General features: G+C 59.8%; 9 protein-coding genes. 6 read left to right on the top strand and 3 right to left on the bottom strand.

All coding sequences use genetic code 11. The features are described 5' to 3' along the window. Nucleotides 1-18 precede the first annotated feature (18 nt). Both TU73_RS07625 and TU73_RS07620 read left to right on the top strand, forming a co-directional pair. On the top strand, nucleotides 19-2,769 hold the full coding sequence (locus TU73_RS07625; protein ID WP_082642560.1) for an RHS repeat-associated core domain-containing protein: 2,751 nt from the start codon (nucleotides 19-21) through the stop codon (nucleotides 2,767-2,769). 139 nt (nucleotides 2,770-2,908) lie between these two features. Beyond that, complete coding sequence (locus tag TU73_RS07620) at nucleotides 2,909-5,896, top strand: RHS repeat-associated core domain-containing protein (protein WP_057011692.1); 2,988 nt, start codon at nucleotides 2,909-2,911, stop codon at nucleotides 5,894-5,896. A gap of 39 nt (nucleotides 5,897-5,935) precedes the next feature. Here TU73_RS07620 and TU73_RS07615 read toward each other — a convergent pair whose 3' ends face one another. From TU73_RS07615 to TU73_RS07605, 3 genes are read right to left on the bottom strand one after another with little or no spacing between them, the layout of a single operon-like run. Next, the gene (locus TU73_RS07615; protein WP_057011691.1) at nucleotides 5,936-10,510 is read right to left on the bottom strand and encodes a SpvB/TcaC N-terminal domain-containing protein; all 4,575 of its coding nucleotides are present in this window, start codon (nucleotides 10,508-10,510) and stop codon (nucleotides 5,936-5,938) included. Continuing rightward, complete coding sequence (locus TU73_RS07610) at nucleotides 10,507-15,348, bottom strand: Tc toxin subunit A-related protein (protein ID WP_057011690.1); 4,842 nt, start codon at nucleotides 15,346-15,348, stop codon at nucleotides 10,507-10,509. Before TU73_RS07610 ends, TU73_RS07615 begins: the two co-directional genes overlap by 4 nt. A gap of 2 nt (nucleotides 15,349-15,350) precedes the next feature. Beyond that, the gene (locus TU73_RS07605) at nucleotides 15,351-18,185 is read right to left on the bottom strand and encodes a Tc toxin subunit A (protein ID WP_057011689.1); all 2,835 of its coding nucleotides are present in this window, start codon (nucleotides 18,183-18,185) and stop codon (nucleotides 15,351-15,353) included. 178 nt (nucleotides 18,186-18,363) lie between these two features. On the opposite strand from TU73_RS07605, the gene TU73_RS07600 reads away from it, so the two are divergent. The 4 genes from TU73_RS07600 to TU73_RS07585 all read left to right on the top strand — a co-directional run bounded on the left by TU73_RS07600 (nucleotide 18,364) and on the right by TU73_RS07585 (nucleotide 24,777). Next, nucleotides 18,364-21,270 carry an RHS repeat-associated core domain-containing protein gene (locus tag TU73_RS07600; RefSeq protein ID WP_082642559.1) on the top strand — a complete coding sequence of 969 codons (2,907 nt, stop codon included), beginning with the start codon at nucleotides 18,364-18,366 and terminating at the stop codon, nucleotides 21,268-21,270. A gap of 131 nt (nucleotides 21,271-21,401) precedes the next feature. Then, entirely contained in the window at nucleotides 21,402-22,343 is a 942-nt protein-coding gene (trhO, locus tag TU73_RS07595; protein WP_057011687.1) for an oxygen-dependent tRNA uridine(34) hydroxylase TrhO, read from the top strand. Between the two features lie 3 nt (nucleotides 22,344-22,346). Then, the gene (locus tag TU73_RS07590; RefSeq protein ID WP_057011686.1) at nucleotides 22,347-22,982 is read left to right on the top strand and encodes a DsbA family protein; all 636 of its coding nucleotides are present in this window, start codon (nucleotides 22,347-22,349) and stop codon (nucleotides 22,980-22,982) included. Then, nucleotides 22,975-24,777 (top strand): ABC transporter ATP-binding protein, encoded by a 1,803-nt coding sequence (locus TU73_RS07585; protein ID WP_057011685.1) that lies wholly within the window; start codon nucleotides 22,975-22,977, stop codon nucleotides 24,775-24,777. Before TU73_RS07590 ends, TU73_RS07585 begins: the two co-directional genes overlap by 8 nt. Nucleotides 24,778-24,796: the final 19 nt, after the last annotated feature.

Here is a 24,796-nt window from a genome sequence, read left to right as displayed (position 1 = left end):
AAAACAGGTCATGAATTCATGTCTAACCCTCTTCATCGAAATACACCTGCCTTGACGGCCATTGACCCTCGCGGGTTAGCCGTACGCACGGTGCAGTATCACCGCGCAACGCTTGCGGATTCCCCACAGCCGCGGGTCAATCGTCAGGTGTTTGGAGCCAGTGGGTTTTTACTTGAGCAGTGGGAGCCACGTCAGTTCGCCCGTGGCTCGTCCGGGGTGGCGGCGCAATCGAACCTTTACAGCCTGTCCGGTGAAGCCGTGCGTACCCAGAGTGCGGATGCCGGCTGGCGCCTGGTCTTGCACGGGGCAGCGCAACAGCGCCTGCACAGCTGGGACTCGCGCGGTGCCCATCAAGCGTTTCACTATGATCGCTTGCAGCGCCCTGTGGCGGTGTTCGAGCAATCCGCAGAGGAGCCGTCCCCCCGCTGTGTCGAGCGTATGACGTACGCGTCTGCGATCCCTGCCGAGGCCGTCGGTAATCGCTGCGGGCGGCTGATTCGTCATGCGGACCCGGCGGGCGTTGTGCTGGTGGAGGCGTACGCGATCGATCAACGCGTCATCAAGCAAACCAGGCGGTTTCGCCCTGATACCGCACTGGTCGACTGGCCACAAAGCGATGAGGCACAGGACCTGCAGGCGGAGCACCAGGCCTATACCACCACCTGGCGTTACGACGCGTTGGGGGCGTTGCTGGAGCAGACTGACGCCAAGGACAATCGCCAACAGTGGCGCTATGGGCAACAGGGTTGGCCACTGGAAATGGTGCTGATCTTCACGAATCGCGAACGCCAGGTATTGGTGGATCAGCGGGTATACAACGCCAGTGGCCGAATCGTGTCCGAACGGGTGGGCAATAACGTCATCAAAGTCGCCCGTTACGCCGAACGGAACGGTCGTTTGCAACAACTGGATGTGTACCGCCAAGGGCAGGCCGCTACGCCGCTGCAGCGGTTGGTATATGAGTACGACCCGGTCGGCAATATCCTCAGCCTCAGCGACCTGGCGCAGCCGACTCAATGGCACAGCAACAGCCAAATTGATGCGGTCAATCGATACCAGTACGACACGCTGTATCAATTGGTCCAGGCCAGCGGCCGGGAAAACAGCGCCAATGCCGATGGCCGGGCGTTGCCGACAGCGGTGCAGTTCGGGGCGACAGATCAGGGGCTCCGGCGCAATTACACCCAGCATTATGCCTATGATGAAGCGGGTAATCTGACCCGCCTTCGGCACCTGCCCTCCAGCGGCACAGGCTATACCCGCGAAATGCACGTAGCGGCGCTCACCAATCGCGCCGTGCCTGCCGTGCAAGGCCGGCAGGTTCAATGGGATGGGGCATTCGACGCCAATGGCAATCAGCTGTTGCTCGACGGCGTCCAGCAGGCGGCCTGGAATGTGCGCAACCAATTGACCTACACCACCCAGGTACAGCGTGAAAGCGGTGACCTTGATGTGGAAAGTTATTTGTATGACGGTCAAGGCCTGCGCGCACTCAAGGTTCGCAGCCGTGAAGTGCGCGCAAAACCCTACATCCAGGCAACCTATTACCTTCCAGGTCTGCACCTACACAAGCAAAGAGAACAGCGCTTCAATGTGCTGGACATCGATACGGGCGGTGGGCGAGTCACCGTGGTGCAATGGGAGTCGGGCAAGCCCAGCGAGATGGAGGCCCAACAAATGCGATTCAGCATTCAGGATCACCTCCAGAGCTGTGCGTTGGAGCTGGACGAGCAGGCTCGCTTGTTGAGCCAGGAGCATTACTATCCTTATGGCGCAACTGCGTGGTGGGCAACCAGCAATATCACTCGGCAATACCACAAGGTTCGCCGTTACTCCGACAAGGAGCGCGATGCCACGGGCCTGTACTACTACGGCGCGCGTTATTACGCGCCGTGGTTGCAGCGTTGGATCAGCCCAGACCCGATGGGCGACGTGGACGGCTTGAACCTGTACGCGATGGCCCGGGGCAATCCCGTGGGGTTCAGGGATGCCGATGGCACGCAAACCACCTTTGGCGAGCAATTCCAACCCGGTCGAGGGGATATTATCTTTGGCTTGTCCGCGACGGTTAATGCCTACAGGAGTTTCTGGTCGAAGCTGCGCGGGCGCGGGGATACGATGGCGGCCTATTTCTCAGGCGCGGACGTGCAGCGCTGGACTGCCGGGCTGGGGCCTCTCGTTCGCGCCTTCTCTACATTTCGCGACCTGAATGCGGAGCTATTCAGCGACTTGGAGCAAGATCCACATGATCCAGCGACAGCTAACGAACTCAAGGCCGAGCTCATTGAGCAGATTTCGGTCGGCGTTCGGCCGTTTTACGAGGGCATTGTTTTGAAGTATTCAGGTTGTATGTCAACTACCTGCAACCAGCAATTCGCGAGGAGGTTCGTCAGTGATCTTGCCGCAGGCAAGTACTCACTCGAGGCGACGGCTCGCCAACACATTGGCACAGACCTATTCGCCATTCAGCAAAAGATCGTCATTCGAAGCAGCAAATCCGCTTTGGAAACCTTGACTAGCCCGCAAAGTGCGGCGGTGGTCCATTTCGCTCTCGACAATTTGGACATAGAAGCCGTTGTCAGCAAGCAGGGGGTATCTGCCACGGCCTCCGAGCTGCGCTGGCTTTATCGGCATCGATCGCGACTGGCAGGGCGCGTCACGTTCTATCAAAACCAACAACGGGTCGACGCGCCTTGGGAGTCAAACGCGTCTGCGTGGCGCCGCTACAAACCCAGCCGTCCCAGGGCGTCAGGGCGGGTGGCACGCTGACCAAACGGCTCGGCCCGCGTGAGCGGGTCGAGGCGATGCCAGTACCCGGACACACAAAACATCCTCCAGCACCACCTTTCTCAAACCCTCCATCCCTAGGCTTTCAGGACTACTTATTCAGCAATAAGGTCTTGAGGTCATGTCTGAATCCATCCATCGAAACACGCCGTCCCTGGCCGCAATCGACCCGCGTGGGTTGATTGTTCGTAACATCGGTTACCACCGCTCAAGCGCAGGGGCTCAAGCGCAGGTGCGCATTCATCGCCAGGTGTTTGGCAGTACAGGCTTGATGACTGAGCAATGGGACCCACGTTTGTTGCAGTTGTCACGCTCACAACCCGACACTGCGCCCAATCAACGCACGGTTTATAGCCTTGGCGGGCAAGCGTTGCGCACCGACAGCGTGGATGCCGGCTGGCGGCTGACGCTGATGGGGGAAGCCGGGCAGTTACTGGAGGAATGGGATGGGCGGGGCGCTCACCAGGCTCATCACTACGATCAATATCTGCGCCCGGTCGCCGTTTTCGAGCAGGCGGCCAATGACGCGCAAGCGCTGTGTGTCGAGCGTCTTGCCTATGCTTCATCTTCGAGTGAAGAGGCAGCGCGCAACCGCTGTGGCCGGATGGTTCGCCACGATGACGGCGGCGGCTCGTTGTTCCACGAGGTATATGGGCTGCACGCGGAGGTCACGCAGCAGACCCGACGCTTTCGCCAGGCGAGTGCCGCGTTGGATTGGCCGCAGCCCGATGCCCAACGCGAGGCGCGCCTGGAGCCCGACGGGTTCCAGACAACCATTGGGTTCAATGCGCTGGGTGAACGCCTGCATCACACAGACGCCAAGGGCAATCGCTTTGACTACACCTACGGTATTGACGGCCAACCGGCGAGTATCTTCGTAACGCCCAGGGGCGGCGTGCGTACGCAGGTGCTGGGCCAGCGCCGTTACAACGCAGCTGGCCAAATAATCAGCGAACGCGCCGGCAACGGCGTTGTGCGCGCCATGCACTACCGTGAGTTCGATGGGCGCTTGCGGCAAATGACCGCCCATCTGCCCGCACAACCGGGCGCAGCGCTGCAAGACCTGCGCTACGACTATGACGGCGTTGGCAACGTCGTGCGGATCGACGACCTGGCCCAGCCGACCCAATGGTCCAGCAATACCCAAATCAGTTCGGCCAGCCTCTATGAGTACGACACGTTATCGCAACTGACCAAGGCCACCGGCCGCGAAACCGCCGGCAACACCGCAGGCCCGGCGTTACCGGCGAGGGTGACGTTTGGCTCGACTGACGACAGCGTTTGGCGTCGCTACACCCAGCGGTTCAGCTATGACGCCGCCGGCAATGTGCTCGAGTTGCAACATGTGCCCAGCAGCGGCACGGGCTTCACGCGGCGGATGAGCGTGGCCGCAGGCAGCAATCATTTTTTGCCGCAGGCCGATGGCAAGGCCGCACCGGGGTTGGGCCAGGGTTTTGACCGCAACGGCAACCTGCAAGCGTTGGCAGGCGACCACCCGATGGGTTGGGATGTGCGCAATCAACTGGTGCGCTTCACCCAGGTGCGGCGCGAGGGCGGCAACGACGATGAAGAACGCTACGCCTACGACGCCACGGGCCAGCGCATTCTCAAACGCCAGGTCTCCCAGGCCCGTGGCGTGATGCATACCGCCGAGGTGCGCTATTTGCCGGGGCTGGAAATTCGCCATGACAGCGCAACGGGTGAGCAACTCAATGTACTCAACCTCGATGCCGGTACGACCACGGTGCGCGTCCTGCTGTGGGATCGCCACCCTTCGGGAGGGCGTCAGGACGTGCAGATCCGTTACGGTTTGTCGGACCACTTGGGCAGCAGCAGCCTGGAACTGGGCGAGCAGGCGCAACTGCTCAGCCAGGAAAGTTATTACCCCTACGGCGGCACCGCGTGGTGGGCGGCGAAGAGTGCCAGCGAGGCGAGTTACAGGTTCATCCGTTATTCGGGCAAGGAGCGCGACGCCAGCGGGCTGTCTTACTACGGCTTCAGGTATTACGCGCCGTGGTTATGCCGCTGGGTCAGCCCGGACCCGAGCGGCGATGCCGATGGTTTGAATCTGTACGCCATGGTTGGCGGTAACCCGGTCACCCGGGTCGATGCGCAGGGGTTGGCCGGCACACCGGCCTTGGAGTCGCCCAACGACAAACAAATACGCAGGCTTTCCATCAGCCGCAGGCTCGCGCATGCGGGACGCATTTTTCGAGCGAGGATACAAGCGGCTTCATCGGCCGCGATTCGCGATGGGTTATCCACCTATATCGCCAATGCCATTGCGACGGGCGTGGATCTGGCGGTCTTCAGCACCGTCCAGCCGACGGCGCAGCGCAACCAGATCCTGCGCCTTACCGTCGCGGCGCTGGATGCAGTGTCCACGGCACATATGAGCACCGGCATCGCCGGTAACTGGACGCAATCTGCGCCATATATAGGTACTGTCTTTGCAGGTGTCGCGGGTCTGGGGTATGCCGTTTATGGCGACTCTATAGGTGATCAAGCCGAGCACAGCTGGGACCCGGTGGCGGTTCAGCGGTTGGGCGGGCACGTGCGCTCGCTCTCCAGGGAACTCGCACAGCAGGTCCTGCGTGGGCACGGCACCGGCGTCTCCTGGGGCAGCACTCCACTGCGCGGCAGGGTCACGCGCACCGCCGGAGCGACGGCGGCCTATGCTCTTGCAACCGTGGCCAACGCTGTTTATGGCGGGGACGTGCCTGCGCTGATGCAACCCAATGTGTCACCCGCAATTGAAGCCTACGATGCGGCGATGGGCACGATGATTCGTGGCGGCCACCCGACGGCCGTGAACGATCCCCATGGGCAGACCGTGCAAACGCCGGACCCTGCGGGGTTGATGCACGGCGGGCTGAGCAGAATGTTCAATCAGGTGTGGACGCACTGGGCGGCGACCGGGGTCGAGGCATTGGCCGTTGCGCTGACCGGCCTGCCCCAGGCTGCGCAAAGTCGGGGCACTCGCAGGATGGTCATGGCGGCCCGTGGCGTGATTGCTTCACTGACCGAATGGCGCGGCTTTTTCGTAGCGTTTGCCAGGCGCGGGTACACCACCTTGGCGTCGGGCTGGCGCGCAGCCCCGCGACGCTGACGAGAAGATGAATGGGCCGCCGCCGCGGCCCATGCTTCGTCAGTCAGTAGGTTGGCGGGAATTCAGTTCTTCATAGGTGTCGTTTTCGTCCTCATTGACGGTGTACCAGGCCCAATAGGTGGTACGCCGCATGAAACTCCCTGCGGTGAGTGTCCGCGTCGGGCGCCCGAGGGGGTCGTAGAACTGTTGATCGCTGTGGCCCAACTCGCGCATGGAGTGATCATTGACGTAGGCGTGGCTGTTGGCGAAGTAAGGGCGATAGACGCGTATGACCAAGCCCTTGTTGTTGTATTCGACACGCTCGCTGACGCGCCAGCGGGGGTCGGCATGCACTTGGCGCAGCTGTTTCTTCAAGGCGCCGGATTCATCCCGCAGTTCGTCAACCAGCAGGTTGCCCTTGTTGTCCACCGCATGGGCCGGGCCGGGTTCGGTCTTCTGCTTGGTCTGCAATGAGCGGCCGAAGCCGTCCCAGCAGGTCAGGGTCATGCGAACCTGTCGCTCGGCATCGCCGTGGTAGCGGTCGGCCTGCAAAAGGAGCCCATGTACCGGCGTTCGGCTGGCCGTGTCGATCAACGCCTTGAGTTGTGTTTCGCTGGCGCTGAGGGGTTGGCGAGCGCTGCTCAGACGCGTTCGCACGCTCATACGGATATGCCCGCCGGGCAGCAGATAGCGCTTGGTGATCCACTCGGGCTTGATCAGGGCCGGATCGATGCTGCCCATCCAACTGAACGGGGTGTAGCAGTGCGCGCTGGCCATGTCTTGCAACAGGCTTTGCGCCTCTTCGATGGCCATTGCGGGCGTTACATTTTTGCGCGGGTGGTAGCTTTCCAGGTCGGGGAAGCCCACTCTGAGGCCTTGTTCCTGGCCGTGAAAACTGCTGGCGAGCAACTGCCCAAAGCCGTCATAAAGCGCCTCTTGAACAGTGCCGTTCGGGTCGACGATTTTTGTCGGCAGCAGTAGTCGATAGTCGTATTCGGCTTTGGTCAAGCAACCGTCGGGTGTTTTTACCCGCAGGGTTTGCAGCGAGTAGTTGTCATATTGAAGGATCGTTTCGCCGTGGGCCTCGGTGGCCCGCAGCGCCCTCAACCGATAAAACTGGCTGGGCTTGCCATAGCGGGGAAAGTGGCGGCGAATCGACCACAGTCGGTTTTCCCCGGGCGGCACCTCGCCATCGAACAGAAAAAACATCGCCATGCTGTGATAGCCACTGTCGCTGAGCTTTTGCACCAGGTCCACCGTGGGTTGGTTGGGCATGGCCGGTATGTCGTTGTAAACACTCAGGGCCTTGTCATCCAGTTCGGCGGTTTCCAGGTAGTCGACCAATGCCTGGGCAGTGGCGACGCCGGGCTCCAGGGTTTTACCGACGCTACCGGCCTGGCGGTAGCGCTGCACCGACAAGCCGCTCAGGGTGCGCATAGCCCCCGCAGCTAATGGTCCGTCGCGAGTGTCGATGCACAACTCATAGGCGATACGCGCAGGGTCCAGCCCGCCAGGCACCGGCGCCTTGCCGAGTACCAGGGCGTTGTGTCGTTGGCGGTAGGGCAACGCCAGGCGCCACGGCTGGGCGTCGTCCAGGTGAATGGGCTGCGCCAGCGTTTCGCTCAGGTAAAAGAACTGTTGTGCGCTGTCGTGGGTATCGCGCCACCAGCGCTGCTGGTGCACATCCGCCAGCACGGCGGGCGGCGCGCTGGCGGCGCTGGTACGACGGGCATAATGCAGGGTCACGCCATGCACCAGGTAACCATAGGCATCCCAGCGCAGGTTGATCTGGTGCTGGCAGACGGGGTCGTCTGCCACGCCTTCATATTGATAGCTGATCGACTCCAGCGCTAATGGCAGCAAGCGGGCGTAGGGCGTATGGGCACTGGCCGGCGCCAGTTCGCGCACCAGATACCGCTGGTGTTTGACCGAGTAGGGCACGCCGCCTTGCCCCGGGTCAGCCGCCATGACCTCGACCCGCAGCACCATGCCACTGAGTGCCCGGGCCACTTCGCGTGCCAGCGCCGGCGCCGGCTCGCTGATCAAGTCGTCATGATGATCCAGTGGCAGCGCCTGAGCCGTCGCCCTGTAGCGGCTGACCAGCGTGCGGCCGGGGGCTTTGGCGTGGGGGTCGTGAGTGCTGTGACCGAGGGTGGGCATGTCCAGGAATCGACCGGTATGAAACCAGGTTTTGCTGAGCACCGGGGCGCTGGAGCCCGGTGCGAGAGGGGCGTCCTTGTGGCTTTCGGTGTCGGTTTGCAGCAACAGCCCGAAGCCACGGAACTCGCGGTCCACGCGGTCGTAATAGGCCTGGCGATAGCTCACGCGCTGGGTCAATTGGTTATGGGTAATTTCGTCCCGCTGGATCTGTTCGCTGACCAGCAGCAGCGCGAAGGGTAAGCGGCTGATCGCAGGCTGGCCCGTGGCATGCAGCTCGCGTTTTTCGTCCAGCCATTCCTGGGCACTGCTGCGATATTTGAGCAATGCCTGGGCGCCCATGTTGTTGAAGGTGCGCGTGAGCAGCCAGGGCTTCTGGCTGAAAAAGTCGTAGCGCCAGTGGATGGGCGTCTGGTGGGCAGCGCTCAGGATCAGGCTCGGACAGCCCAGGCCGAGCACATCGATGACGCTCACCTGGCAGCTGTCGTCATACTGCACGCCCTTTGGCCACGGGACTTTGATCGCCTGTGGTTCGAAACCGTTGCCGCCTTTATTGAGGAAAATATTCAGGTGAGTGGCGCTCAGGTACAGCAAGTCTGCCGCGCCGCCGCCATTGAGGTCGACAAGCAACACATGCGCCGCGTTGAACGTTTGATAACGCAACGGCAATGTGGCCAATACAAACCCCTTGCCAAAACGGCCTCGACCCAGATTCGGCCAACATTTCACTTCGTTATGCCGGATACGCACCAGATGCTGTTGGCCCGTGGCGAGTACATCGCTGAACGCCACCAGTTCGTTGAGCGAGGCGGAAATGATCGGCAAGCCATCGTCGGGCGTGTGCGGCACCTCGGTGGGGGGGGCGAAGCCGAATGCCCGGCGATTTTCATACAGACGCACGCTGCGCGGGCCGATCATGGCAAAGTCATGACGGCCTGCCCCCATCAAGTCAGCGAGCATGCCCTGGGGGTGGAAGAACTCCGACGGAAATGCATCGAAAGGCGTATAGGCTGACCAGTTGCGCTGTTCGTCCAGGCTGAAAAAACCGTTCATTCCGGGCCTGGCCACCAGCCAGTCCAAACGCCCGTCGCCATCCACATCGGCCAGCGCCTGGTGGATGGGCCGGTTGCTGTCGGCCACCGGCACCCGCGTCAATTCCACGGCCGCGCCGTAGCTCACCGCGTCGCTGGTTTGCGGGTGTGGCGGCCTCAGCGGTTCACGGTAATACCAACTTTTGTCGGCGCGATACAACACACCGGGCAGGCCTTCGCCATACAGGTCCACCAGTTGATAACGAGCGCCGTCATGCAGCCTGGGCAATGCACTGAATGCCTGGTAGCGGCTCGGGTCGACCTTGAGCTGGCTCGATTGATAAACGCACTCCAGCGGCGGCCGGCTCACGCTGTTGCCCGCGTTGTCGAAGGCCTGCTCATGGATCGCGCTCAACAGGCTGACGTGGCTGGATTTACGGTATTCCAGCAGCAGGCGTTTGACCAGCACCGGGTCGGCGCCCATTTGCGCTTCGTTGGGGAAGTGGTGAAACATCAGGATCTGGCTGCAACGGCGCAGGGTACGTAGCTCGAAGCCGAAGGCGAAATCCGAGAAGGGGTCGGGCCGTGTCGGCCATTTCCGGATGTTCTGAAACGTCGGTCGCTTATCCAGTTCAAGGTCGCGCTCGCCGTAATCGAAGAGCAATTGAAAGTGCCAACCTACGTCAGGTTTATCCTCGGTCTGCCAGAGGTAAAGCTGCTCCTGCTCCCTGGCCGTGAAGTTGCCGTAGCAGACACTTTCCAGGTAATGCCGGGCGCGGCAGTCCCTGGGGTAACGTGTGTTATCGGTTTCTTTGGTGTAGTGATAATAAATGTGCTCGCCATGGGCGTTCAGGCTTTCCTGCAACAACCACTGCGCCACATGGTGCGTGTGGTCCGGATCGGCAATCCGGGCCAGCGGGGTTTTTCCGTAAAAGTGCTGACTGCCATCGGCACTTTGTATTAACCAGAAACCGGCCGTGTCGGTTGCCGATTGCCAGTGTTCGATACGGTCGAAGCGGCCCTCGACCCTGGGGAAGTGGCGGGTAACCGTATACGCGCCGGGCAGTGGCACATCATTGAATGAGGAGAGGCGGCGGCTGATGAGCGCCCCCTCGGCGTCGCGTTCCGGTAGCCAGATTTGCGCATCGGGGCCCACCAGCACATCGTGGGCCGTGTACTCCGGCACGCCATGGGAGGTACGTCGGCTGACGGCGCCCAGGTGTACTCCCCAGCCCAGGCCGAAGGGGCCGTTACCGGCGCCGCTTTGGTAGGTCAGCGACAGGGCCGGCGCGTAGCCGCGCGCGGGAGAAATCGGCAAGGGAATCTCAAAGCTTGCCGTACCACTGGAGCCGATATCGCCCCAGCCCTTGCCGGTGCCCTGGATGGCCGCACCGCCTTTGGGCAGGGCCGGGGCATTGATCTGCAGGTTGTGAGTGTCGTCGCTCATGCCTGACCCCCACTGGCGGCGGCTGGCCTGGCGGTGTAGCGCAGGTGAATGACAATATCGTTGATGGATTCCAGGACGTCTTTTTGGCGGTCTGGGTTGGGAAATTCCAGGGTCCAGTCGGAGATGGCCCCGGTGTATTCGAACGGCAAGTAACGCTCGTTGCTGTCGAACGTGAGGGTGAACAGGCCGTTGTCGTCCAGCCCGGTGGACAGTGCGATTTGCTGATGGGCACGCATATCCATGCGCCGCTCGCCTGTGGGCAATACGATTTCGTTGCGGGTCTGGGTCAGTATCGCCTTGATGTCTTCATAGGGGCCCAGCGTCGCAGGCAACGATACGCTGATGCCTTTGATCCGTCGCAGGAGGTGCCGGGGGTAGTCCTCTTCAAACAGGGCTTCGGGCAATTTGAAGCACAGCGTGCCTTTGTCGACCAGCTGTTTTTTATGAGGGGTCCACTTGTCTTCAGTACCCGAAGGCGTCGTCTGGGAGGTGTCGGTCGAGGGGGAGGAGATTTCGCACTCGTTGAGGCGGTGGCGCAGGGAAATGGTTTTGACGATCTCCAGATCCCGCACGTTCTGGTTCAAATAAGCCGTATTCATGTTCAACAGCGACAGCTTCAGGGCTTCACCCGCCAGGTAGCCACGGTAGTTGTTGTTCCAGGCGCCAGGCTGGATAAACGTGCGTTCATAGTCTGCTACCTCGTACTGCCAGCACGCCTGGGCGCTGCGGCAGAGGGAGAGGCTGAGGTCATAGACCTGGTAGTAGAATTTGCTCAACTGCGCATTGAGCCAGTCATACAGCTGTGCCTTGGAAAAACGCTTGGCCAGCAATTGATAGTTCGACCAGGCCTGGGCCAGGGAGGTTTCGGCCAGTCGTAATTGCAGGCGCGTGGCTTTCTCCTGCTCGGCATAGGCTTGTAATTGGGCATCGACCTGGGCCAGTTCGAGTCGGGCCTGATCGTGGGCATGGGCCCACTCCTGCGCCCGGCGGTTGAATTGCTCGGAACGATCCAGGTCTGCGGCGTCGCCACGCAGCGCCGTAGCAACGCCTTGGGCCAAGGCTTGGGCGGCATAGAAAGGCCCTTCCCAGCGCGAGCCGCCGACACTGGTACCGAAGATATTCGGAGCCACCATCGCGAGGCCTGCCCCTACGGCGGCGGCGGAAGCGGCGGTGTCGAACCCGGCACTGATCAGGTAGAGCAAGCCGGCGTGGGATTCGCCGGGGCTGATGCCTTCGCTGAGCAGATGTGCGTAGTAGTGCATACGCGACTCGATCATGCGTCGGCTTGCGTCGAGTGCCTGGCGGTTCTTCCCGTCGATCTCCAACGCCTGGGTTTGCTGGGTCACGACGATATTGGCCAGGTCCCACGCTTGTTGTTGCTGTAACTCCAGATATTCCGCCTGTTCCTTGCGTTCAATCAGGCTCAGCACGGTATTGCCGAATTGAATCACCGCTTCGGTGGCTGTGAGCGCGTGGCCCAACATGACCTGGAAGCGATAATGGCCAACCTGCGCGTCGATGAACGGCGCTGCGCCGCTTGCGCCGAAAGCCCCGTTGCCTTGGCCGGCCAACAGTTTGAGAGGCGACAGCGGGGCTGCGTAGAGCGGCAGGCGCAAAGGTTTACCGGTGATGTCGAGATTGTGCCGCAGATTATGCAGACGGCTTTCGAGCTTGTCCCAGCGTGCCACCAGCTCGGCGTTGAAAGGCAGGCGCAGATTATCGGTGTCCGTGAGCCAAGCCAGTGCATCGTCTTTGACCGGCAGGTTGATGTCGATTGCCGAGTTGGTTTGCTCAAGTTTTGCCAGGGCTTGAGAGCGGTCCGTTGCCAACTTGGCAAGGGTGATTTGCGCCCACGGTTCAGTGGTGATGACGCTGGGGCGTGGGCCAAGCAAGTGTTGGGCGCGGGTGTACCAGAGTTTGGCCTGGGTCAGGCTGTCCGGGGTGAGCTGGCGATAGTCCGCATCGCCGCGATTGAGCAGGATGTCCAGATAAAACAGGTAGATCGCCTTGCGAAAATGCACGGGTGTGCTTATCGCCAGTTCGTGGGGATCGTGGCTGGTGTAACCGGGCAGCCGTCCTTCGCGGACAAGTTCGCCCAACCCCCAGAAGGCAGGCCGGTTGCTGGAGGTATCGGCTGCTCGTCCCGGGTTGAAGAGATAACTGAGCCAGGTTTGCGCTTCGACATACTGTTGCTCCTGATTCAGGCGATGGGCTATCAGCCAGGGCACGTACAGGAACAGCTCCCAGAAGTACTTGCCGTTGGCACCCTTGAAGTCAATTTTTTCTGGTTCACCGCCGGACGTGAGTGAAGGTTCTTCCCATGTTTCTGGCGTTAACGAGAACAGATGTTCAAGGCTGACATTGGCTGCCTGCACCAGCTTTGCGGCAAAGCAGGTATTCATGCGCAGGGTGGCGGACATGCCGGCAGGCAGGGTTGCCAAGCTGTTGGAAAAGTCAATGAATTCGGCGGTGCCGATTTTGTCCGATTCGAGTCTTTTGATTGTCGGCGCCAGTTGCTGCTTAATCATCGGCGGCAGTGGCTGGGTGTTCGTGGAGTCAGAAGCAGTTGCTTTCAGTTCCACCGTTGCAGTGTTCAATGCATAGCCCAGAATTTTCGTGCCGTCTTCGTCAGGCTCAAGGGTCACCACCCCATGTGTCAGGGTGATGCCGGACTTTAGTTGCTCCTGTGTCACCGGAATGCGCGCCGTGACCTGATGCCCGGTAGGTAATTCGGGGCTGGATCCGGTGAGGCTCTCGTGAGCGATGTCCTGAAAGTTGATGATGCGATGAGAGTTGGCATCGACGGTGTCGGTAAGTGGGTATTCTTTGAAGTTTTCACTCATGATGACGTGTTTAAAAGCGCGTAAATGGGGCGTGGCCACTGTTGCAATTCTGATCTGCGAAATATTTTGTTTATGTAGCGCTTGTATGTTGCTGTCTGGCATGGAAAAAACGCCATAACGGGTAAGGGTGAAATCGAAATGTTTGCTCGTGTATAAACTGACGAAGGCGTTTTTATCGATGACGTTACCGTCAAGCAAGAGTTTGTTTGGATTTTTTGAGGCTGGCTTATGGGGGAAGAGTGACTTGTTAACACTATGTACAGCGTTGGGAAACTCCGCATGCGTGGTCGAATTTCTAAAATAGAGTGCGTAAAAGCCACTTTTAAGGTCTGCCGAGGCGCCGGTAATTGAAGAACCCTTGCTCAGTGTAAGATCGGTCTTTGTCGGGTCATCCAGCGCATCATCGGTGATCAGCGTGATAGTTATATCCTCTTTAGTTAATTTAACGGTGTACGGGTGCTGGAAACGGCCGCTGAGGCTAGAAGAGAACACGAGTTCATGGGTATTTGAATCAAAAGAAACCTGAGTATCGTCGGTGTTTTTTATTTTTGTTTGTTGGCTGTCAAGGTTCCAATGAGCCTTGTCTGCGAAGTTTTTTTGCGATGTTATGGTGAAAATGTACTCGGACGTGGGCGCTATTTTGAACTGCAAGTTTTCCTGATTTTTGTGAGCGAAGAGCGTGAGAAATTGCCGGGCGCTGTCAGGCAGCAATTCGCTGTAATACCCGTTGGCACTTTGCGTCTCGCCCTTTAGTACGGCCTGCACTTTCTTCTTCTGGGACGGATCGAAGGGTTCCAGAAGCCGGTTTATTTCTTCATCCACGTCTGAACCGGGCAGCACACTGTAGCGCTCGGGGCTACCGCCATCGGCGACAGTAGTAATATTGAACGACTGGTCGATATGCACGGCCTGGAAAAATTTGCCGATGAAATTATCCTGCTGTTTAGGGTCTTGGCGGCTGGTGGCGAGCACACTTAAAAACAACACAGGCGTGCTGTTGGCATCGACGATTGCCACCGTTTGCGTAATGCTTTTAAGAAGCTCGGAGGTCGATGCGTTGACGTCTTCGGTCGCACAATATTGCTCAATGCACGCCTGGGGCGCGCTCCAGCTGCCGTCATGTTTTTTATACGAGAAATTGAGCCGGAATTTGACGTAATGGGTGTTGATCCAATCGGCCTGCTGTTCCTTGTCCTGCGAATCCCGTCGCGCCGGTTTAAACGCACTGCTCGGGGTGGGTTTGATGCACTCGGCCCAAATGAGAAATAGCCGGCTATTGAAATATACCGGTCGGATACTTCGCTCGGCGGTGGCGTCGGAAACCGACAGGTTGATTTTTTTCCAGTCTGACCAGGCGCCCTGAAAAAGCACCGCGCCGGAGCGCTTGGACAGGTCCAGAGAGCGCCAATAATAGGTGTTCTCGGAGCTGGATTTACCGATGAAGTAATAGGTGCCGCTATACAGGTTGCCCAAGTCTGCGTCGATATAGCCGTTGATCGTGCGTATGTTGGCGGCTTCCTCGAACCTGGCCAGGTAACTCTGAACCGCCGTGACGACGGTGTCCGCTTGAATTCGGTATTGGCTGAGGTCGTTTTCCAACTGTTGAAAACTGTCGGTCTTGTCACGCCGTAGCGTAGGGTCCAGGTAGTTGGCCGGGTGGTAGCGCAATTGCTGACTGGCATTCCAGAGCGGGTAGGTGTGCAACTGTTCGCGCCAATACGTGCTCTGTTGCGCGGTCATGCCCTGATTTCCATAGCCCGGCTCCAGGCCCAATTGAATACGGGTGATGTATTGCTGCAGGCTGGAAACGGCACAGGCGACCGGGCTGGTGGGCACCGCCTGGCTGACTTGCACGTCGAGTAACCAATACGCGTAAAGGTCATCGGTATTGACGATTTTTTTCTTGAGGGCGTCAGGCGCTTTATGGGTGAGGTAGTACGCGAGCATGGCGTCGCGCAGGTTTTCATTAAGCTGTTGTTCAATCGAATGAGACATGATCAGTCCTTGAGCAGGCCGGGAGAGGACAGTGTGTTAATGGGGGATGCATGGGCACTGGTGAGCGCTTCACCGACGGCCTTCCATTGAGCGAACGTCGAGTCGGTTTTAAGTTGGCTGGCTGCAATCAGCAGCGTGCCCGACAGGCCGGTTGCGGTGCTGGCCTGGCGGCAGCGCAGCAGCCAGTCCAGGCGATCCATGGAGGTAATGCGTGGAGGTTTCAGTTGGCTGCTGAAGACGTCTATTTCGTTGGCACTCCAGCCACACAGTCGAGCGAGATGCTTGTTCGTTTCGTCACTGGTGTTTTGTGCCGTGCCACTGGGCGGGGTGTTGGCTTGTTTGAAGTAGTCGAGAATTTGCCCTTCCGTCATGCCCAGGCGGTCAATGCAATGTTTGAACTGCTGCATGAGGTAGAGGGTGTGTGGGGTCAGTTCAAGTAACGAAGACGCTTGATAGGCACTGTCCAGCCAGTGCGGGTTTATCAAAAACTGATTAAGCGCATGCCGGCTGAGGGGCAATTGCAGAACATCGACGGCGTGAGGAAGCAGCAGTATCAAATAGCTGAGAGTTTGCAGGGGTGGGGCCGCAGGCGCGTACAAGCGCAAGAAATTGCTGTAATGGTCATATTTTGGCTGCCCGTTGGCATTGCCTGGCGGATGGGGGACGGCGTGGATGATTTTCTTGAGCCGCAGATACAGCGGCCAGAGCTCGTCACGCAATGTGGTCACAAACTCCAGCAGCCTTGGTCTCGTTTGTTTGATGAAGTCGGCTTTGCGCTTTAAGTCTGTGCTGATTTCGATGGTAGCCAACACTTCATCGAGCGCTGTTTCAATACTGGTGGTTGAGCGCGCACGTTGCAGCACTTGATGGACCTGAGCGTCCCAGTCAATGGCGGGCAAGCGCTTTTCTTCATCAGTGGATTGTTGAGGCAGTGTCAGCAGGTTCAACTTTGTGGAGTTAGAAGCCTGCTCATAGGCCGCGAACTCTTTCAATAGCAGGTCGATGGCTGGGTCCTGGACCTGCTGGTCGAGCAATAGCTGATGCCTTAACAGTGCCAGGTTGTTGCCGTTTTCCTTGAGCCAGCGGCTGGCCCATTCCAGATGCATGAGCACATCGAGAAAGTCAGTCGCGCCTTTGGGCTTGCGACGCAGCGTTGGGTTGCGCAGTTGCGTGAGCACGTTTGCTTTGCCGAGCAACTGCGCCAGCTGCTGGCATTCCATGACCGACAAGCCGAACAGACGGGCAATTCGCGCTTGCCGATAGAGTGCGCTGATGGTCTCGATCGTACGCGTTCCAGGCTTTTCGGTGATCAGCAGTTGCAGCGAGTCCTGGGTGTCTTGCAGGCCCAGCCCGGCGCAGAGTTGTTGCGCAGTGGTTGCGTCGAACGCCTTGCCGTCCAGATACAGGGGCGGCAAAGCGGAACCTGCGCGGTTGAACACCTGATCGAACAATGACACGCGCACGCCCGAGGCATGAACGGGCATTTGGTGGAGCCAGGCGGCAAACTCTTCGGCTTGCACGCTGTAGCGCTTGTTCAGATAGCAAAAGACCCCCAGCGCCCGAAGGGTGTTATGGGTGATGTGCAGCGTGGGGTTGCTGGCGCCTTCGCAGCGCATGGCGCTGACCAGCAACGTGTCCAATTGTGCGAAAGGCAGGCCGAGCCAGCGCTGCAGGCGAATCATCCGTTGCAGCCTGTCGAAGCGTTCGGGGCTCACGTTGGCCAGTTTGGCGGGGACGTCTTTTTTCAGTTCGATCGCGACTGTGGGAGCAGTTATGCCGTTGATGTAACAGGCACCGTAAGTGAGGTTGGTGTCCTGCGTGCAATTAGGCGATTTGCGCGGTGCTTGTGTCTGTTGTGCCAGCAGCGCTTGAAGTTGGTCGGCATCCAGTTGTGTATGGTGCAGAAAGTCAGTGATGTTTTCCGGCGTCTCCTTAGCATCCGTCCAGTTGAAGTACTTGAGGTAAAACTTTTGAGCATCCTGCGTCACCCAGTCACTTTTGAGCATTGTCTGTTGTTCAGGGCTCAACCCTGATAACAGGCATTGAACCTCATTATTCTGGGTTATGACTTGCCCATACGTGTTGGTCCCTCCCGTCAGGGGCAACTGGCGACTGATGCGATAGTTCAACTCGCCCAGCATCGGTTTGTCGCCCGACAAGCCCAGCCGGCACTGCTGGTGGTGAACATGATATGGCAGCGAAAATGGGTACCAGGTTTTGCTCAGAAGGGTGTAGGTGTCGTTCTCGTTCTTGTTGTCGCCCGCGATATTGCGCAGCAAGGTCTGATTGATGATCGACAGCATGGGCACCTGGCCCGCAACGCTGTGTTGGTCGATCATGAGCGCCTTCAGGTCCGCGCGCCGCTCCGACAGCTTGACGGCGTCTGCCCCCTTGGCATTCTGTTCCAGTTGCAGGGCGAACAGATAAAGCGCGCGCAAGTAGGCCACCGGCGAATCGACCGCCGCAATGGACGAGCCGGCGCAGAACTGTTCCCAGTTTTCCTTGAATAGAGCCTGGTAGGTGACGCCGGTATCGGCAACGACATCGCGCTTGCCGCGCGGGGAAGGGTGGTTCGACGAGACTTGCTGCTCGCGAAACAGTCTTTCCAGTTGCGCAGCAGCGCTCTGGGCCTTGAGGTACACGGCGTGGGCATCGTCATCGTTGCAGGTGGCCAGTTGCTCTGCGAATGCCTTTTCGCTGAGTCGCACAATGTCGAATACCGAATGAATGTTGAGGCGCTGCAGCGCGGTTTTGAAATCGTCCCGGCCTGGGGCGGGAGGGTCTGTGTGATCAATCAGTTGAGCGAGCAAGGAGCTGCTGTCGGCTTGCATATTCATACGTTCCTTCACGCCCGCCGATGGGTCCGGCAGGCAATGAAAAACGCTATCACGCAGGTTCACGGGGCCAGGTATAGGTATTTACAGGCACTGGCGGCGCCCATACGCCGATACCACCTTCCTCCAGGACATGGACCCTAGGCTGTGATGACCATTGTGCAATACAGGTCATCTGAGCATGTCTGCTTCACTTCATCGAAACACGCCTTCGCTGGCGGCATTCGACCCCCGTGGGTTGACCGTACGCAGCGTCGCTTACCTGCGCGCCACCCCCAAGGTTGCGCCAACGGCCCGTGTCAGACGCCAGGTCTATGGGGCCAGCGGCCTGCTGGAGCAGCAGTGGGACCCGCGCCTGCATGCGCTTAAATTGCGCGAACCCTCAACCGAGGCGAACCAGGTGTCGGTGTACAGCCTGTCCGGTACGCTGATCCGCCGTAACGATGTGGACGCCGGCATGCGGCTGATGCTGTCGGCACCCTCCGGGCAACTGGTGCATGCCTGGGACGGGCGTGGTGCTTATCAGCGCCACGACTACGATGCTATGCAGCGCCCGGTGGCGGTGTTCGAACAAGCTGCCGACCAGGCACACCCCCGCTGTGTCGAACGCCTGGAGTATGCGCCGTCAACCCCCGAGGACCGCGCACTTAACCGTAGCGGCCGTCTGGTACGCCATGCCGACCCGGCGGGCACACAGGTGTTTGACAAGTACGGGATCAGCGGCCAGGTGCTGCAGCAAACGCGGGCGTTTCGCGAGGCCCCCGGCGAGGTTGACTGGTTACCTGCCCCGGCCGATCAGAACCAGCAGCTGGAGAGCGCGCGTTACACCACACGCTGGACGTTCGATGCCCTTGGCGGCACCTTGAAACAGGTCGACGCCAAGGGTAACGGCCAACACTTTGCCTATGGGCTGGGCGGACAGGTGAAACACATTCACCTCACCTTGAAAAGTGGTGAGCGCAAGACCGTCATAGAACGCTACGACTACAATGCCGCCGGTCAGGTGCAAGCGGCCCTGTTGGGCAATGGTGTGAGCAGCCGGGCTGACTATCGGGCCGAGGATGGCCGTATGCACCGGCTGATGGCGTACCGCAAAAATGAGCGGGCGGCGCCGCTGCAGGATTTGAATTACGACTATGACCCGGTGGGAAATATTTCAGCCCTGCGGGATCAGGCGCAACCGACGCAATGGAACCACAACACGCAAGTGCAGGCTTCATCTCGCTATGAGTACGACTCGCTGTACCAACTGACCCAGGCAACAGGCCGGGAAAGTGCCGCCGCCGCTATTGGCCCGGCGCTGCCCGCGCGTATTTCGTTCGGTTCGACCGATACCGGTTTATGGCGCAACTACACCCAGCACTATGCCTATGACGAAGGGGGCAACCTGACTCGGCTGCGCCACGTGCCGTCCAGTGGGGTCGGCTACACGCGCGACATGCAGGTGGCGACGGGCAGTAATCGGGCATTGTCGAACGAGCATCCGGTAACCGAGTTGGCCCAGGGCTTTGATGCCAACGGCAATCAGCAACAGCTGGGGCGCGGCGTGCCAATGGCGTGGAATGTGCGTAATCAGTTGGCCCGGGTCACGTCAATTGTGCGTGAGGGCGGAGCCTCGGATGAGGAGGCTTATGTGTATGCAGGCGACGGTCAGCGTGCGCTCAAGCTCACTCATCAGCAGGTGGCCGGCAGCCGGCAAACGGCGCGTGTGTATTACCTGCCAGGCCTGGAACTGCGTCATCGGCCGTTGCGCCGGCTGAATGTAGTGCGCGTTGAAGTGGCGTGTTGCACGGTGGAGGTCTTGCAATGGGAGCTGGGCCTCGATGAGGGGGCTGCTGATGAAACCCTGCGTTTTTGCCTGAAGGATCAGCAATCGAGTCATGGACTGGAACTGGGCGAACAGGCCGAGTTACTGAGCCAGGAGAGTTATTTTCCGTATGGAGGCACGGCGTGGTGGGCGTCGCGCAACGCGGTGGAGGGCAGCTACAAGACCCGCCGGTATTCAGGCAAGGAGCGTGACGGCAGCGGTTTGTATTACTACGGATTTCGCTATTACGCCCCGTGGTTACAGCGCTGGATAAGCCCCGACCCCGCAGGGGACGGTGCTCAGCTCAATCTTTATCTGATGGCGTTTAACAACCCGATTACGTTTGTTGATTCAATGGGACTGCAGCCGGCCGCTGTGGAAAATACCCAAATAAAGGGCGGCATTTTAATTATCTTGCTTCTGGTTTTGGTTGGCATGGGGGTGGGAGCGCTGTTGGGTAATGCGAGTTTGGGGGCTTCAGTGGGCGCTCTAGTGGGAGGCGTACTCTTTGGCGCCAGCCGCCTTAGTGCCTATCGGCAAATGCAGCCGGAGGCTGTGGCCAGTGCAGCGGAACAAGTGGAGGAGCAATTCGCCAGGGATACTTCGGAGATGGCGATCGATTTGGCGCAGCAGAGGTCGTTGAGTGACGAAGAAACAGAGCGGCTGGTGAATTTCGCCTATGCGCGTCGCCCTGCTGAAGGAGGCATTTTCCTTAGGCTCCATGAAAGCCAGGGGACCCTCTTTGGCTACGTGGGACCTATGGACCAACAGCGAGCGGTCGAAAGCGTATTGGAGGGGAGCGGTAACCCGATGCCTGAGTTGAGACGCATGGGCTATAACGAGATCGTGCTGCGAAGGCCTGGGCTTAAATCCGCTGGTGCGAGTGGTCAGCAGGCAGGGTCAAGTGCGTTCGAGGTTGGGGGGGCCACACAGGTGGTTGGTTCACGTCGCGCACGCGGCGCTCGGCAAGCTCCGGCGCAGGTGCCGTTGGTGGCGCCGGCGGCAGCGAGAGCCGCCGCCCCGCCGATGGTGATCGATACCGCCAGGCTTGCAGATATCCAACTATCGGACCGCGAGCGCCGCAGTATTACCCTTACTCTCAGCCACTTGCGCGAAGGGCGTTTCGGCGCGGTTCATTGGCATCTTCACATAGACCAACTGTGGTCCGCTGACTTGCACGGCTACGCCGCTGCTCGTGGACGCGGCGCGTATCGTTTGATGCTCAGCCATCAGGGTGGCCAGCGGTACCGAGTGGAGGGGGTGCGCCAACCACACCGCTGAAAACCTATCAGTGGCTGAGTGTCGATGCGGTGGCGCCATGGTTTTGCTAGAATGCGCGCCGCGTCGCCTGGTCGGCGTCTTTTTGCATCCGGTTCACCCCTTACGAGGGTAGCCACCTGGAGAGATTACCCATGACTCAACCTATCGTCGTGGCGGCACTGTACAAGTTCGTCACCCTTGAAGATTACGTCGCCCTGCGCGAGCCACTGCTGCAGGCGATGGTCGACAACGGCATAAAGGGCACCTTGCTGATTGCCGAAGAAGGCATCAACGGCACCGTTTCCGGCAGCCGCGAAGGCATCGATGGCCTGATGGCCTGGCTCAAGAATGACCCCCGCATGCTCGACATCGACCACAAAGAGTCCTACTGCGACGACCAGCCGTTCTATCGCACCAAGGTCAAGCTCAAGAAAGAGATCGTGACCCTGGGCGTCGAAGGCGTCGATCCGAACAAAAAGGTCGGCACCTATGTTGACCCCAAAGACTGGAACGCGCTGATCAGCGACCCCGAAGTGCTGCTGATCGATACCCGCAACGACTATGAAGTGTCAATCGGCACCTTTGAAGGCGCAATCGATCCGAAAACCACCAGCTTTCGCGAATTTCCCGACTACATCAAAGCCAACTTCGACCCGGCCAAGCACAAGAAGGTCGCCATGTTCTGCACCGGCGGTATCCGCTGTGAGAAGGCGTCGAGCTACATGCTCAGCGAAGGCTTCGATGAGGTCTACCACCTCAAGGGCGGTATCCTCAAGTACCTCGAAGAGGTGCCCCAGGAAGAAACCAAATGGCAGGGCGACTGCTTTGTGTTCGATAATCGAGTGACCGTGCGCCACGACTTGAGCGAAGGCGACTACGATCAATGTCATGCCTGTCGCACGCCGGTGAGCATCGAAGACCGCGCATCCGAACATTATGTGGCCGGCATCAGTTGCCCCCATTGCTGGGATAAGCTGCCGGAGAAGACCCGTCGCAGCGCGATCGACCGCCAGAAACAGATCGAACTGGCCAAGGCCCGCAACATGCCGCACCCGATTGGTTACAACTACAAGCAAACCCCTTCCGAGGCCTGAGCCATGTCTGCGCGCCTGCTCTATGTAATGGACCCGATGTGTTCCTGGTGCTGGGGCTTTGCTCCGGTAGCGCAGGCGCTGGTTGAGCAGGCCCAGGCGGCCGGCGTGGACGTGCACCTGGTGGTGGGCGGCTTGCGCACCGGCAGCGGCGCGGCGCTGGAGCCGACTACCCGGCGCTATATCCTGGAGCACTGGCAGGCCGTCACCGAGGCCACCGGCCAGCCGTTCAAGCGCGAGGGTGCGCTGCCCGACGGTTTTGTCTACGACACCGAGCCGGCCTGCCGCGCCATCGTCACGGCGCGCAGCCTGGCGCCGGATTGCGCATGGACGTTGCTGGGCCTGATCCAGCGTGCATTTTATGTCGAGGGCCGCGACGTGACCCTTGCCAGTGTGCTGGTGGAACTGGCGGAGCAGGCGGGCATACCACGCATCGAGTTTGCCGGCGCTTTCGACCGCGCCGAGCAGCATGCGGCGACGGCGGCCGATTTTACCTGGGTGCAGGATTTGGGCATCGCTGGCTTCCCTACCTTGCTGGCCGAGCGCGATGGGCAGCTGGCCTTGCTGACCAACGGCTACCAACCGCTGTCCGAACTGTCGCCATTGCTCGCCCGCTGGTTGGAGCGAGCCGCCTGTGTATGAACAACCCCAACGCGCCGACCGCCTGACCTGGGCCGAAATTCGCCGCCTGGCCCTGCGTCACAAGAAATCCCTGTGGGTCGCCAACGGCGTCGCTGTACTGGCGACCCTGTGCAGCGTGCCCATCCCGCTGCTGTTGCCGTTGCTGGTGGACGAAGTGCTGCTTGGCCATGGCGACGCTGCGCTCAAGGTGATGAACCACGCATTGCCCCTGGGTTGGCAGAAAGCCGCCGGCTATATCGGCCTGATGCTCTTGGTGACCCTGGCCCTGCGTTGTGGCGCGCTGGTGTTCAACGTGGTGCAGGCGCGCCTGTTTGCGCGCTTGGCCAAGGACATCGTCTATCGCATCCGCGTGCGCCTGATCGAGCGCCTCAAGCGCATCTCCCTGGGCGAGTACGAAAGCCTGGGCAGCGGAACGGTCACCACGCACCTGGTGACCGACCTGGACACCCTGGACAAGTTCGTCGGTGAAACCCTCAGCCGTTTTCTGGTAGCGATGCTGACACTGGTCGGCACGTCGGCGATCCTGGTGTGGATGCATTGGCAACTGGCGCTGCTGATCCTGTTGTTCAACCCGCTGGTGATCTACGCCACGGTGCAGTTGGGCAAACGCGTCAAGCACCTCAAGAAGCTCGAGAACGACAGTACTTCGCGTTTTACCCAGGCGCTGACTGAAACCCTGGATGCCATCCAGGAAGTGCGCGCCGGCAATCGCCAGGGCTTTTTCCTTGGGCGCCTTGGCCAGCGTGCCCAGGAAGTGCGCGACTACGCCATCCATTCCCAATGGAAAACCGACGCGTCCAGTCGTGCCAGTGGTTTGCTGTTCCAGTTCGGTATCGACATCTTTCGTGCGGCGGCCATGCTGACCGTGCTGTTTTCCGACCTGTCCATCGGTCAGATGCTCGCCGTGTTCAGCTACCTGTGGTTCATGATCGGCCCGGTGGAACAACTGCTGAACCTGCAATACGCCTACTATGCGGCCGGTGGCGCGCTGACGCGGATCAACGAGCTGTTGGCGCGTGCCGATGAACCGCAATATGCAGGCGGCGCAGATCCGTTCAGTGGGCGCCAAACCGTTGGCATCGAGGTGCGTGGCCTCGACTTCGGCTACGGCGAAGACCTGGTGCTTGACCAATTGAACCTGGACATCGCACCGGGTGAGAAGGTTGCGATTGTCGGCGCCAGCGGCGGCGGTAAAAGTACCCTGGTGCAACTGTTGCTGGGGCTGTACACGCCGCAGGCGGGCAGTATTCGTTTTGGCGGTGCGACCCAGCAGGAGATCGGCCTGGAAACCATTCGCGAGAACGTCGCGGTGGTGCTGCAACACCCGGCGTTGTTCAATGACACCGTACGCGCCAACCTGACCATGGGCCGCACGCGTTCCGACCAAGCCTGCTGGCAGGCACTGGAAATCGCCCAGTTGGAGGCTACTGTCAAGGCACTGCCCCTGGGCCTGGACAGCGTGGTAGGGCGCTCTGGCGTGCGCTTTTCTGGTGGGCAAAGGCAACGCCTGGCCATCGCCCGCATGGTGCTTGCCGAGCCTAAGGTGGTGATTCTGGATGAAGCCACTTCGGCGCTGGATGCGGCCACCGAATATAACCTGCACCAGGCACTGGCGCGGTTTCTCAGTGGGCGTACTACACTGATCATCGCCCACCGGCTGTCTGCAGTGAAGCAGGCTGACCGAGTGCTGGTATTCGATGGCGGGCATATCGCCGAGGACGGCGATCATCAGCAACTGATCGCCGATGGCGGATTGTATGCAAAATTGTACGGACATTTGCAACAAGTGCGTTGATTTAGCTTAGGCTGTGCTA

The organism is Pseudomonas libanensis (assembly GCF_001439685.1).
Lineage (GTDB): Bacteria > Pseudomonadota > Gammaproteobacteria > Pseudomonadales > Pseudomonadaceae > Aquipseudomonas > Aquipseudomonas libanensis.
Note: the sequence above shows the minus strand (reverse complement) of the source record. Positions and strands in the feature narration are given on the sequence as shown.